The organism is Leclercia sp. CFBP8987 (assembly GCF_034044995.2).
Taxonomy (GTDB): Bacteria; Pseudomonadota; Gammaproteobacteria; order Enterobacterales; family Enterobacteriaceae; genus Enterobacter; species Enterobacter tamurae.
The window spans coordinates 151,938-165,053 of sequence record NZ_CM188255.1 but is presented as its reverse complement, the minus strand read 5'-3'; the positions used below and the strand labels follow the sequence as shown (position 1 = coordinate 165,053).

At 55.9% G+C, this 13,116-nt stretch carries 10 protein-coding genes; 6 read left to right on the top strand and 4 right to left on the bottom strand.

Going from position 1 to position 13,116, the window contains the following annotated elements; translation table 11 throughout:
* Positions 1–125: 125 nt before the first annotated feature.
* Entirely contained in the window at positions 126–413 is a 288-nt protein-coding gene (locus tag SOM40_RS00795) for a YsaB family lipoprotein (RefSeq protein ID WP_370635202.1), read from the bottom strand.
* A 198-nt stretch (positions 414–611) separates the two neighbouring features.
* Between SOM40_RS00795 and SOM40_RS00790 the strand changes: the two genes are divergently transcribed.
* The gene (locus SOM40_RS00790; protein WP_106995495.1) at positions 612–1,607 is read left to right on the top strand and encodes an acyltransferase; all 996 of its coding nucleotides are present in this window, start codon (positions 612–614) and stop codon (positions 1,605–1,607) included.
* Between the two features lie 79 nt (positions 1,608–1,686).
* On the opposite strand, the gene xylB is transcribed toward SOM40_RS00790, so the two are convergent.
* Complete coding sequence (gene xylB / locus SOM40_RS00785; protein WP_106995494.1) at positions 1,687–3,141, bottom strand: xylulokinase; 1,455 nt, start codon at positions 3,139–3,141, stop codon at positions 1,687–1,689.
* A 59-nt stretch (positions 3,142–3,200) separates the two neighbouring features.
* Complete coding sequence (gene xylA, locus SOM40_RS00780; protein ID WP_106995493.1) at positions 3,201–4,523, bottom strand: xylose isomerase; 1,323 nt, start codon at positions 4,521–4,523, stop codon at positions 3,201–3,203.
* Positions 4,524–4,893: 370 nt separating this feature from the next.
* Here xylA and xylF point away from each other — a divergent pair, with 370 nt between their 5' ends.
* From xylF to xylR, 4 genes are all read left to right on the top strand, one after another.
* A complete protein-coding gene (gene xylF, locus SOM40_RS00775; protein ID WP_106995492.1) occupies positions 4,894–5,886 on the top strand; it encodes a D-xylose ABC transporter substrate-binding protein in 993 nt (330 codons plus the stop codon).
* A 71-nt stretch (positions 5,887–5,957) separates the two neighbouring features.
* On the top strand, positions 5,958–7,499 hold the full coding sequence (locus SOM40_RS00770; protein WP_106995491.1) for a xylose ABC transporter ATP-binding protein: 1,542 nt from the start codon (positions 5,958–5,960) through the stop codon (positions 7,497–7,499).
* Positions 7,477–8,658: a xylose ABC transporter permease XylH gene (gene xylH, locus SOM40_RS00765; protein ID WP_313824333.1), complete on the top strand. Its 1,182-nt coding sequence runs from the start codon at positions 7,477–7,479 to the stop codon at positions 8,656–8,658. Before SOM40_RS00770 ends, xylH begins: the two co-directional genes overlap by 23 nt.
* Before the next feature lie 42 nt (positions 8,659–8,700).
* A complete protein-coding gene (xylR, locus tag SOM40_RS00760) occupies positions 8,701–9,879 on the top strand; it encodes a D-xylose utilization transcriptional activator XylR (protein ID WP_106995489.1) in 1,179 nt (392 codons plus the stop codon).
* Between the two features lie 37 nt (positions 9,880–9,916).
* Here the strand turns inward: xylR and SOM40_RS00755 are convergent, their stop codons facing one another.
* On the bottom strand, positions 9,917–10,741 hold the full coding sequence (locus SOM40_RS00755; RefSeq protein WP_106995488.1) for a protein bax: 825 nt from the start codon (positions 10,739–10,741) through the stop codon (positions 9,917–9,919).
* A 313-nt stretch (positions 10,742–11,054) separates the two neighbouring features.
* On the opposite strand from SOM40_RS00755, the gene SOM40_RS00750 reads away from it, so the two are divergent.
* Positions 11,055–13,085: an alpha-amylase gene (locus SOM40_RS00750; protein WP_320530858.1), complete on the top strand. Its 2,031-nt coding sequence runs from the start codon at positions 11,055–11,057 to the stop codon at positions 13,083–13,085.
* The last annotated feature ends 31 nt before the right edge of the window (positions 13,086–13,116 follow it).

Below are 13,116 nucleotides of genomic sequence, written 5' to 3'. Positions count from 1 at the left end.
GAAGGGATCAGTATACCCGTCGGATGCAAGATATACAGTACGAAACGGGTTTGTTTAGGGAAAATTGGGAAATAAGCAGTGCTGACAACACCCTCCAGGCGCAGCCAGCTCATTACGCGGCAGCCTTAACGCATCGAAAGATGTAAAAAATGGCCCTCTGCGTCAAAAGAACAGATGAAACTCTCATTGCGGGCAGTGAAACCCTGCATTTCATAGCTACCCTGGAACTGTTCGAATGCGGTGACGTCGATTTTTTGCGCACCGGTATTGTAGCGCTCGGCCGCCCGATCCTTACACAGCTGTTCCATGTCCAGCGAACGCACCGGGCTGACTTTCTTCGTTTGCGCGTTTTGCGCCGGGGACGTCTCCTGAGCCGCGCAGCCGGCCAGTAACGCGGGAAGCAGGATCCACATCGCGCGTATCATCATTTTTATTACCGCCCTTTGCTGTGGCTGTTATTTTTAAACTCTAAACTTTATAGATTATCGCCCGGCATTCTGCGAACCTCACCGGCCCGGCACAAGCAGGGTGGTGCAAACTCAGAATTTTCCAGTGAGCGTCTGTAGCAATACCACAGTCAGACTCTTTTTAACGCATAAACAGAGGGATGGATGCAGGAAAAAATTAACTGGATTGATAATCTGCGGGGAATAGCCTGTTTAATGGTGGTGATGATCCATACCACGACCTGGTATATCACCAATGCCGCAAGCATCAGCCTCGTTAACTGGGATATCGCCAACGTTCTCAACTCCGCCTCGCGCGTGAGCGTACCGCTGTTTTTCATGATCTCCGGCTATCTCTTTTTTGGCGAACGCAGCGCGCAGCCGCGCCATTTTTTACGCATCGGTCTGTGCCTGCTGTTTTATAGTACCGTGGCGTTCCTCTATATCGTGCTGTTTACCTCGATCAACAGCGAGCTATCCCTGAAATACCTGCTGCAAAAGCCGGTGTTCTATCACCTGTGGTTTTTCTTCGCCATTATCGTCATTTACCTGCTTTCTCCGCTGCTGCAGGTGAAAAGCGCGAACGGTAAAATGCTGCTGGCGCTGATGATCGTGATCGGCATCGTGGCCAACCCCAACACGGTTTCGCAGAAAATTGATGGATTTGAATGGCTGCCGATCAACCTGTATATCAACGGCGACACCTTCTATTACGTGCTGTACGGCATGCTCGGTCGCGCCCTTGGGATGATGGATACCCGCAAACGCTGGTTGAATGGTATTTGCGCCGCGCTCTTTATTGCTGCGGTCGCGATTATTTCCCGTGGGACGCTGCATGAGCTGCAGTGGCGCGGCACCTTCGCCGATACCTGGTATCTCTACTGCGGCCCGATGGTCTTTATCTGCGCGATGTCATTATTTACCCTGGTGAAAAACACGCTCAATGCGCGCCCTCTGCCACTGCTGGGGTTAATTTCGCGTAACTCGCTGGGGATATATGGTTTTCACGCGCTGGTGATCCACGCTCTGCGCACGCGCGGGGTGGAGTTAAAGAGCTGGCCGCTGCTGGATATCGTCTGGATCTTTACGGCCACGCTGGTGGTCAGTTTGCTGCTGTCGATGCTGCTGCAGCGGATTGATACGCGCAGGTTTGTGAGTTAAGCACGGCTTGCTTGCCCGGCGGCGCTTCGCTTGCACGGGCCTACAAGGCTGTGCAAACGAAACGCCACCCGGCGCTGTTTCACGACATCAGCGGCAGAAGCTGCTGATAGATCTTGCGGAAGACTTCGCGTTGCCCGGCATAGCGGGCATGACGCGCAGTATCAGGGATGTGCTGCTGTTCCAGCGCGAGCTGTGGCAGCAGTGCCGACAGCGGTTTATCCGGATTCATCGCGATCTGCGCCAGTCGCGCCGCGCCGAGCGCAGGTCCGACGTCACCACCGGTACGGTAATCCAGCTGCTGACCGCTGATATCCGCCAGCATCTGACGCCAGTACGGGCTGCGCGCCCCACCGCCGATCAGCGTAATGCTGGTTGGTTTGAGCCCGCACTCATGCACCACATCCATGCCATCGGCCAGGGCATAGCCCACCCCTTCCAGCACCGCGCGCGCCAGTTCGGCCGGACCATGCTGATGGGTTAAACCAAAGAACACCCCTTTCGCCTGCGGATTGTTATGCGGGGTGCGCTCGCCGGAAAGATAGGGCAGGAACCAGAGGGTACCCGCATTATCATCGGCCTGCTGTGCGGCATCGAGCAGGGCCGGAACGCTGTCTAATCCGGTCAGTTTTGCCGCCCAGTCCAGGCAGGACGCCGCGCTGAGCATCACCGACATCAGATGCCATTTGCCGGGTAACGCATGGCAGAAGCTGTGCACCGCGCTGTCAGGATTGCTGCGATAGCCGTCGCTCACGGCAAAGTAGACGCCGGAGGTGCCCAACGACAGCATCGCCTGTCCGGCATCGGCCATCCCTACGCCGACCGCACCCGCGGCGTTATCCCCGCCTCCCGCCACGACAGGAACGGCTGGCATATTCCACTGCTGCGCGATCGACGGCAGCAGGGTGCCGGTCTGCTCACAGCCTTCGAACAGGGCGGGCATATGGTCGCGGGTGAGATGACAGGCGTCGAGCATCGTCTCGCTCCAGTCGCGTTTAGCAACGTCGAGCCACATGGTGCCTGCCGCATCCGACATATCACTGGCGTACTCACCGGTCATACGCAGACGCAGATAATCTTTTGGCAGCAGTACCTTCGCCACCTGGCTAAAAATTTCGGGTTCATGACGCTGAACCCACAGCAGTTTTGGTGCGGTAAAGCCCGGCATCATCAGGTTGCCGGTGATCTCCCGCGATGTCGGCACGCGCGCTTCCAGCAGGGCGCACTCTTCGCCGCAGCGGCCGTCGTTCCATAAAATGGCCGGGCGCAACACGCGGTTGTCCTTGTCCAGCAGCGTGGCGCCGTGCATCTGTCCGGCAATTCCCAGGGCTTTAACTTCCCGCAGCGAGTGCTGCTCGCCAAGCGCCTTCAGGGCGCGATCCGTTGCCAGCCACCATGCTTCGGGATCCTGTTCAGACCAGAGCGGGTGTGGCCGTGAAACGTGCAGTTTTTCTGTTTGCGTTGCCAGCACGTCGCCCTGCTCATTCAACAGAATGGCTTTCACACCCGATGTGCCAAGATCGATCCCGATATACATATGGTGGGTTCCTTAAAAAATGTAGGCCGGGCAAGCGTAGCGCCGCCCGGCGATCCCCATTACTTGTCGAAGAGGTAATGATTCACCAGGTTTTCCAGCAGCTCCTGATGACCACTCTGGTGCTGCGGCGCCAGGTTATGCTGTTCAGCGTACTTCGCCAGCTCGGTCAGGGATAACTGCCCTTTCAAAATTTGCTGACCCAGCTCACTGTTCCAGCCGCCATAGCGTTTCGCCACGCGCTTATCCAGCTCACCGTCTTCAATCATGCGGGCAGCCACTTTCAGCGACAGCGCCATGGTGTCCATCGCCCCAATATGACCATAGAAGAGATCGTATTTATCGGTACTCTGACGGCGCACTTTGGCGTCAAAGTTCAGGCCACCGGTGGTGAACCCACCCGCTTTGATGATTTCGTACATCACCAGCGCGTTCTCTTCCACGCTGACCGGGAACTGATCGGTATCCCAGCCCAGCTGCGGGTCGCCGCGGTTGGCATCCACGGAGCCAAAAATGCCCAGCGCGATAGCGGAGGCGATCTCGTGGTGGAACGAGTGGCCAGCCAGGGTGGCGTGGTTGGCTTCGATATTTACTTTGATCTCTTTTTCCAAGCCGAACTGCTTGAGGAAGCCGTACACCGTCGCCACGTCGTAATCGTACTGGTGCTTGGTCGGCTCCTGCGGTTTTGGTTCAATCAGCAGCGTACCCTGGAAGCCGATTTTGTGTTTATGCTCCACCACCATCTGCATGAAGCGGCCAATCTGCTCGCGCTCCTGGCGTAAATCGGTGTTGAGCAGCGTTTCGTAGCCTTCACGTCCGCCCCACAGGACGTAGTTTTCACCGCCCAGCTGATGGGTCGCGTTCATCGCCGTCACCACCTGGGTGGCCGCCCAGCTGAACACTTCCGGATCCGGGTTAGTGGCAGCCCCTGCGCCATAGCGCGGGTGGGTAAAGCAGTTGGCGGTGCCCCACAGCAGCTTCACGCCGCTCTGCTGCTGTTTTTCGGCCAGCACGTCGACCATCTGCGCGAAGTTATTCAGGTACTCTTTCAGCGAAGCGCCTTCCGGGGAGACGTCCACATCGTGGAAGCAGTAGTACGGCACGTTCAGCTTGTGGAAGAACTCAAAAGCAACGTCCGCTTTGCGCTTCGCCAGCTCCAGCGCTTCGCCCGGCTGCTGCCATGGGCGATCGAACGAGCCCACGCCAAACATATCGGCCCCATTCCAGCAGAAGGTATGCCAGTAGCAGGCGGCAAAACGCAGGTGATCTTCCATGCGCTTACCCAGCACCAGCTCGTCCGGGTTGTAATGACGAAACGCTAAAGGATTAGAGGATTTCGGGCCTTCATAACGAACGCGATCGAGTTGATCGAAATAAGCTTGCATATTGAACTCCATAATCAGGGGTGCGGCGAAAAGAAGATACTGGAGTAATACTGAATAGTGATCGCAGGTTGCTCAATTACGTTATTTCACACTGCTATTGAGAGAATGCACAAACGTGCGCTGGCTCGCAAAAACAATTTGCAGCCGAACGAATTTCACAGCATAAATTCCAGATTCATGTGTAATTAATAAGTTATGTAATTTAAAATCAGATCGCGGTCATAAATTCGGAAATAAACCAAATATCATAACGAGAAGATAAAAATCTGTAATTGCCAGTCTGCCGTTCCCCGTTAAGAATTTGCTACGTCTCTTGCAATGATTGTTTCTTTTATCTCAGCAACCTCACCCTACAAAAGGCAAAAAAATTATGAAGATAAAGAACCTGTGCCTCACTCTCTGTGCATCGCTGCTGCTGGCGAGTACGGCGAGTCATGCAAAAGAAGTCAAAATCGGCATGGCGATTGATGACCTCCGTCTGGAGCGCTGGCAAAAAGATCGCGATATTTTTGTCAATAAGGCAGAAGCATTGGGTGCAAAAGTTTTTGTCCAGTCTGCTAATGGCAATGAAGAAACCCAAATGTCGCAAATCGAAAATATGATCAACCGCGGTGTCGACGTGCTGGTTATTATTCCGTATAACGGTCAGGTTTTAAGTAATGTGGTAAAAGAAGCCAAACGCGAAGGGATTAAAGTGCTGGCCTATGACCGCATGATTAATAATGCCGACATCGATTATTATATTTCCTTCGACAATGAAAAGGTCGGTGAATTACAGGCGCAAAGCCTGGTGGCGAAAGTGCCGCAGGGTAACTATTTCCTGATGGGTGGCTCGCCGGTAGACAACAACGCTAAATTGTTCCGCGCCGGGCAGATGAAAGTACTGAAGCCGTACATCGACGAAGGCAAAATCAAAGTGGTGGGCGATCAGTGGGCGGATGGCTGGCTGCCAGAAAACGCGCTGAAAATTATGGAAAACGCCTTAACCGCCAACAATAACAAAATTGACGCCGTGGTGGCCTCCAACGATGCTACCGCAGGCGGCGCGATCCAGGCACTCAGCGCTCAGGGGCTGGCAGGAAAAGTGGCGATCTCCGGGCAGGATGCGGACCTTGCCGGGGTGAAGCGTATCGTAGCCGGTACCCAGACCATGACGGTCTATAAACCGATCACCGAACTGGCCACCACCGCCGCAGAAATTGCCGTTGAGCTGGGCAATGACCAACAGCCTAAAGCGGATGCCAGCTTAAACAATGGCCTGAAAGATGTGCCGTCCCGACTGCTGACCCCTATCGAAGTCAATAAAGAGAACATTGACGCCACCGTTGTGAAAGACGGTTTCCATAAAAAGAGCGAACTGTAATCCATCATCGCCCCTGCCTGGCGGGGGCGCATCGACGTGTACCGTTTTCCTTCGGGTCATGTGGGGCAGTTATGTCTTATCTTCTTGAAATGAAAAATATTACTAAGGCGTTTGGCGCGGTGAAGGCCGTGGACAACGTCAGCCTGCGCTTAAATCCCGGCGAGATCGTTTCGCTGTGCGGTGAAAATGGCTCGGGCAAATCCACGCTGATGAAGGTGCTGTGCGGCATATATCCTCATGGCAGCTATGATGGCGAAATCGTCTTTGCCGGCGAAACCCTGCAGGCCACGCACATCCGCGACACCGAGCGCAAAGGTATCGCCATCATTCACCAGGAGCTGGCGCTGGTGAAGCACCTCACGGTGCTGGAGAATATTTTCCTCGGGGCCGAGATTAGCCGTCACGGGGTGCTGGATTACGACACCATGACCCTGCGCTGCGAAAAGCTGCTGGCGCAGGTGAGCCTCGCGATCTCCCCCGACACGCGGGTGGGCGATCTCGGCCTTGGGCAGCAGCAACTGGTAGAGATCGCCAAAGCGCTCAACAAACAGGTGCGGCTGCTGATCCTCGATGAACCGACCGCCTCGCTGACGGAACAGGAAACCGCGGTATTGCTGGACATCATTCGTGACCTGCAACACCACGGGATTGCCTGCATTTACATCTCCCACAAGCTCAACGAAGTGAAAGCCATCTCTGACACCGTCTGCGTCATTCGTGACGGACAGCATATCGGCACCCGCGACGCGCAGGGTATGAGCGAGGATGACATCATTACCATGATGGTGGGGCGCGAGCTGACCGCGCTCTACCCGAATGAGCCGCATACCCTCGGGGAAGAGATCCTGCGGGTGGAACATCTCACCGCCTGGCACCCGGTGAATCGCCATATCAAACGGGTGAACGACGTCTCCTTCTCCCTGCATCGCGGGGAGATCCTTGGCGTGGCCGGGCTGGTTGGCGCCGGGCGTACTGAGGCGGTGCAGTGCCTGTTTGGGGTCTGGCCCGGGCGTTGGGAAGGTAGCGTATTTATCGACGGGCAGCCGGTGGACATCAAAAACTGTCAGCAGGCCATTGCCCATGGCATCGCGATGGTGCCGGAAGATCGGAAAAAAGATGGCATTGTGCCGGTGATGGCAGTGGGTAAAAACATCACCCTCGCCGCCTTAGATCAGTTCAGCGGCAAGCTGAGCAGCCTGGACGACGCCGCCGAACAGCACTGTATTTTGCAGTCCCTGCAGCGCCTGAAGGTCAAAACGTCCTCCCCGGACCTCGCCATTGGTCGTCTCAGCGGTGGTAACCAGCAGAAGGCGATCCTTGCCCGCTGCCTGTTGCTCAACCCACGTATTCTGATCCTTGATGAACCGACGCGCGGGATCGATATCGGTGCGAAATATGAAATCTACAAGCTGATCAACCAGCTGGTCCAGCAGGGTATCGCCGTGATCGTGATCTCCTCGGAACTGCCTGAAGTGCTGGGTCTGAGCGACCGGGTACTGGTGATGCACGAAGGAAAACTGAAAGCCAATCTGATTAACCAGAACCTGACGCAGGAACAGGTGATGGAAGCCGCATTAAGGAGCGAACGCCATGTCGAAAAGCAATCCATCTGAGTTAAAAGCCACGGCGCCCGCACCGGGTCTGTTTTCAGGGTTAAAAGCGCTTAATTTGCAGGTTTTTGTCATGATTGCCGCCATTGTGGCGATCATGCTGTTCTTTACCTGGACCACCGACGGCTCGTACCTTAGCGCCCGTAACGTCTCTAACCTGCTGCGTCAGACCGCCATTACCGGCATTCTGGCGGTGGGGATGGTGTTCGTCATTATCTCGGCGGAGATCGACCTCTCTGTGGGCTCGATGATGGGCCTGCTCGGCGGCATGGCAGCCATTTTCGATGTCTGGCTGGGCTGGCCGCTGCCGCTGACTATCGTGGTCACGCTGGTGCTGGGTTTACTCCTCGGGACCTGGAACGGCTGGTGGGTGGCCTACCGCAAAGTGCCGTCGTTTATCGTCACCCTGGCGGGGATGCTGGCCTTCCGCGGCATCCTGATCGGCGTGACTAACGGCACCACTGTCTCCCCCACCAGCGCCTCCATGTCGCAGATTGGTCAGAGCTATCTCTCCAGCGGGGTCGGTTTTAGCCTCGGGGCGATTGGCCTGATGGCATTTGTTGCCTGGCAGTGGCGGAGCAGAATGCGTCGTCAGACCTTAGGATTAGCTACGGCACCGTCTACGTCGGTTGTCGGACGCCAGGCACTGACGGCGGTGATTGTCCTTGGGGCGATCTGGCTGCTGAACGACTATCGCGGCGTGCCGACACCGGTCCTGCTGCTGGTTCTGCTGCTGCTGGCCGGAATGTTTATGGCGACCCGTACCGCCTTTGGCCGCCGCATATATGCCATTGGCGGCAACCTCGAAGCCGCACGCCTGTCCGGTATCAACGTTGAGCGCACCAAGCTTGCCGTCTTTGCCATCAATGGCCTGATGGTCGCCGTCGCCGGGCTTATCTTAAGCTCGCGCCTGGGGGCAGGCTCGCCGTCCGCGGGGAACATTGCCGAACTCGATGCTATCGCCGCCTGCGTTATTGGCGGAACCAGTCTGGCAGGGGGGATCGGTAGCGTTGCCGGGGCGGTGATGGGTGCCTTTATTATGGCGTCGCTGGATAACGGAATGAGTATGATGGACGTCCCGACATTCTGGCAGTATATCGTCAAGGGTGCGATTCTGCTGCTGGCGGTATGGATGGATTCCGCGACCAAACGGCGCGCCTGAGGATGCTTTATCGTCTGTCACTGATTCTGGAAAAATAGCGCCATGTTTGAGAAGCGTCACCGCATTACGTTGTTATTCAATGCCAATAAAGCCTATGACCGTCAGGTTGTAGAGGGTGTGGGTGAATACTTGCAGGCGTCGCAGTCCGAGTGGGATATCTTCATCGAAGAAGATTTCCGTACGCGCACCGATAATATCAAAGAGTGGCTGGGCGACGGCGTCATCGCGGATTTTGACGATGCCGTTATCCAGCAGCTGCTGGTGGATGTCGACGTGCCCATCGTCGGCGTCGGCGGCTCCTTCCATAAGCCGGAGAACTACCCTCCCGTTCACTATATCGCGACCGACAACCACGCCCTGGTAGAGAGCGCGTTTCTCCACCTGAAGGAGAAAGGGGTGCACCGCTTCGCCTTTTATGGCCTGCCCGTTTCCAGCGGCAAAGGCTGGGCGGCAGAGCGTGAGTATGCCTTCTGTCAGCTGGTGGCAAAGGAGAAGTATCGCGGCGTTGTCTATCAGGGGCTGGAAACGGCTCCGGAGAACTGGCAGCACGCGCAGAATCGTCTCGCCGACTGGCTGCAAACCCTGCCGCCGCAGACCGGGATTATCGCCGTGACTGATGCCCGCGCCCGACACGTGCTCCAGGTGTGCGAACATCTGCATATTCCGGTGCCGGAAAAGCTGTGCGTGATTGGTATCGATAATGAAGAACTTACGCGTTACCTGTCACGGGTGGCGCTGTCGTCGGTGGCGCAGGGAACCCGGCAGATGGGCTACCAGGCAGCTAAACTGCTGCACCGTCTGCTGGATAACGAAAACCTGCCCCTGCAGCGCCTGCTGGTGCCGCCGGTGCGCGTGGTGGAGCGACGCTCAACCGATTACCGCTCGCTGAACGATCCGGCGGTGATTCAGGCGATGCACTACATTCGTAACCACGCCTGCAAAGGCATTAAAGTGGATCAGGTCCTGGATGCGGTAGGGATTTCACGTTCAAATCTGGAGAAGCGGTTTAAGGAAGAGGTGGGCGAGACGATCCATGCGGTGATTCACGCCGAGAAGCTGGAGAAAGCCCGCAGCCTGCTGATTTCAACCTCGCTTTCCATTCACGAGATCTCACAGATGTGCGGTTATCCGTCGCTGCAGTATTTCTATTCGGTATTTAAAAAAGAGTATGACACCACGCCGAAAGAGTATCGCGATCGCTACAGTGAAGTGCTGGTTTAAATAAAAAAAGCCTTCCGCAGGGAAGGCTTTTTTAATATTACATATGGGCGGCGATTAAGCGCTGGTTATCCTGGTACATCGCAAACAGATAATTGTTATAGCGTTGGCCCTGGGTTGAGTAACCTTTCAGCTTATGGATCATGGTGCTGGCCGTCACTTCCTGGTCCGCTTTACGCAACTGCGCGCGCGACTTACGGAAGGATTTATACGCCGGATGCGTATTCAGGTTCACAACATAAGCGTTCACGGAATCTTTTACCGATTCGAACTGTGAGTAGCCTTTCACTTTGCCCGGTGCATTGTTACAACGACCTTTCGCACACTTCATGCCGAAGAGGTTGTTATTACTGCGCGCAAGCTTCGAGGTACCCCAGCCACTTTCGGCTGCAGCCATCGTTGCGACCATGCTGCCTGGAATAATATCCACGCGCTCTAACAGTGAGTTCCAGGGCACACGTCGCGTGTTTCCGTTCCAGCTCACCTTATAGCGTTTTGAAATTTCTTTCAGACGCGTGCGCTCAGATGGCGACCAACGGCTATCGTACTGCTTGGAAATAAGCCAGTTACGATCCGCCGTAATCGCGGCATTTTGACTTGTAATATAAGGCATTACCGTCCGGAGAAACGCTTTTTTCCTTGGTGTTCCGGAAGGGTATTTTCGCAAATCAGGAAGTGAACTACTCTTTGCACTATTGCGAGAATACTCTTGTTTACTGCTAACCTTATTACTTGTCGTCTTTATGACGTGGGCCTTTTTACTCGTTGTATCCGTGTGCGTCTTCGCAAGCACCTCACCAGAAATTGCCATGGTGAGTAACATGAGTATCGCGGCCCCATATCGTCGAATGGGAGTCGATATCATTAAGTCTCCAGGTCGGATAGAAACATTCCAACACCTTATTTTTTTCGTAAAATGAGAAGTGAATCTCAGATCCTAGCAAAAATAGACGAGAAGAGCATTCAAAGAAATAGTCTAAATCCGAAACCCTGTCATCCGGAAATCGCGCGCTTAAGCATCATTTTCATCAAAATGTGCTCAATATCGCAGTTAAACAGCGCTATAAGCGTGAGATCACTCACCCTCATTGCTCCTCCCTGCGCGATAGCGCCAGGGGATGAGTTAGCCCTCTACAATAGATGGCAAACTGAACAAAATGCTGTGACAGGAAACCGGTATGAAACGTTCCGCTCTCGCTCTTCTCCTCTTACCTGCTATGGCCAGCGCCGACTGGGCAGCCCCGGGTTTTCCGGCCTTCACTGCTGAAGGATCGGGGGTGTTCACGGCACAGGCAAAGCTGACGAAGGGTACCCGCCCACTGACAGTGAGTTTTGACAAGACGTGCTGGCAGCCCACAAACGCGATAAAACTCAATGAGATGATGTCTCTCAAGCCGTGCGAAGGGGATCCGGTGCAGTGGCGTCTGTTCCGCGACGGCGATTATCAGGCCCGGATTGATACGCGCTCCGGTACGCCAACCCTGATGTTGACTGTCGCCAGCGAGAGCGAAAAGGCAGTAACCAGCGTGGTGCGCCAGTGCCCGAAATGGGACGGCAACCCCCTGACGCTCGACGTCAGCAACACCTTCCCGGAAGGGAGCGTGGTGCGTGATTTTTACAGCAAACAGACCGCCACCGTGCAGCAGGGCAAAATTACCCTGCAACCCGCGCCGGGCAGCAACGGCCTGCTGTTACTGGAGCGTGCCGAGACGGATAAACCCGCCTCGTTCAGCTGGCAAAACGCCACCGTCTATTTTGTCCTGACCGACCGCTTTGAGAACGGCGATCCGGCCAACGACAACAGCTACGGACGCCATAAAGATGGCATGCAGGAGATCGGCACTTTCCATGGCGGTGACCTGAAAGGGCTCACCAGTAAGCTGGATTACCTGCAACAGCTCGGCGTCAACGCCCTGTGGATCAGCTCCCCGCTGGAGCAGATCCACGGCTGGGTCGGCGGCGGCACCAAGGGTGATTTTCCCCATTACGCCTATCACGGCTACTACACCCAGGACTGGACCCGGCTCGATGCCAACATGGGCACGGAAGACGATTTACGCCAGCTGGTGGACGAGGCCCATCGACGGGGGATCCGCATCCTGTTTGACGTGGTGATGAACCACACCGGTTACGCGACGCTGGCCGACATGCAGGAGTATCAGTTCGGCGCCCTCTATCTGCAGGGTGACGAGCTGAAGAAAACCCTCGGTGAACGCTGGACCGACTGGAAGCCTGGTGCCGGGCAGAGCTGGCACAGCTTTAACGACTACATCAATTTCAGCGATAAAGCCGCATGGGAAAACTGGTGGGGAAAAAATTGGGTGCGCACCGACATTGGCGATTACGACAATCCCGGTTTCGACGATCTGACCATGTCGCTGGCCTTCCTGCCGGATCTGAAAACCGAATCTACCACCCCGTCGGGCCTGCCGAATTTCTATCGCCATAAACCCGACACCGGGGCAAAAGCCGTCGATGGTTACACGCCCCGGGACTACCTTACTCACTGGCTGAGCCAGTGGGTGCGGGATTACGGCATCGACGGTTTCCGCGTTGATACCGCTAAGCATGTGGAGCTGGCAGGCTGGAAGCAGCTGAAGGACCAGGCCAGCGATGCGTTAAAAGCCTGGAAGCAGGCCAACCCGGAGAAAAAACTCGACGATGCGCCTTTCTGGATGACCGGTGAATCCTGGGGTCACGGAGTGATGCAGAGCGATTACTACCGCCACGGCTTCGATGCGATGATCAATTTTGATTATCAGGAGCAGGCGGCGAAAGCGGTGGATTGCCTGGCCAACATCGACCTGACCTGGCAGCAGATGGCGGAGAAACTGCAGAGCTTTAACGTCCTGAGCTACCTCTCCTCCCACGATACCCGCCTTTTCCGCGAGGGTGACCAGCGTGCGGCAGAGCTGCTGTTACTGGCGCCGGGCAGCGTGCAGATATTTTATGGCGATGAGTCCGCCCGGCCATTTGGCCCGACGGGCTCCGATCCGCTGCAGGGAACGCGCTCAGACATGAACTGGCAGGATATCAGCGGCGCGCAGGCCGCCACCGTCGCCCACTGGCAGTTGCTCGGGCAGTTCCGCGCCCGCCATCCGGCGGTGGGCGAAGGGACGCAAACCACGCTGACGATGCCTCAGGGCTACGGCTTTGTACGTGAGCATCAGGGCGACAAGGTGATGGTGGTCTGGGCGGGTAATCGCTGATCGTTACGTTCAGTATCCCTCTCCCGCCGGG

Coding starts and splice junctions, on each gene's coding strand:
- xylA (WP_106995493.1), bottom strand. CDS start 4,523: ATGCAAGCTTATTTCGATCAACTCGATCGCGTTCGTTATGAAGGCCCG.
- SOM40_RS00770 (WP_106995491.1), top strand. CDS start 5,958: ATGTCTTATCTTCTTGAAATGAAAAATATTACTAAGGCGTTTGGCGCG.
- xylF (WP_106995492.1), top strand. CDS start 4,894: ATGAAGATAAAGAACCTGTGCCTCACTCTCTGTGCATCGCTGCTGCTG.
- SOM40_RS00795 (WP_370635202.1), bottom strand. CDS start 413: ATGTGGATCCTGCTTCCCGCGTTACTGGCCGGCTGCGCGGCTCAGGAG.
- xylR (WP_106995489.1), top strand. CDS start 8,701: ATGTTTGAGAAGCGTCACCGCATTACGTTGTTATTCAATGCCAATAAA.
- SOM40_RS00755 (WP_106995488.1), bottom strand. CDS start 10,741: ATGATATCGACTCCCATTCGACGATATGGGGCCGCGATACTCATGTTA.
- SOM40_RS00790 (WP_106995495.1), top strand. CDS start 612: ATGCAGGAAAAAATTAACTGGATTGATAATCTGCGGGGAATAGCCTGT.
- xylH (WP_313824333.1), top strand. CDS start 7,477: ATGTCGAAAAGCAATCCATCTGAGTTAAAAGCCACGGCGCCCGCACCG.
- SOM40_RS00750 (WP_320530858.1), top strand. CDS start 11,055: ATGAAACGTTCCGCTCTCGCTCTTCTCCTCTTACCTGCTATGGCCAGC.
- xylB (WP_106995494.1), bottom strand. CDS start 3,141: ATGTATATCGGGATCGATCTTGGCACATCGGGTGTGAAAGCCATTCTG.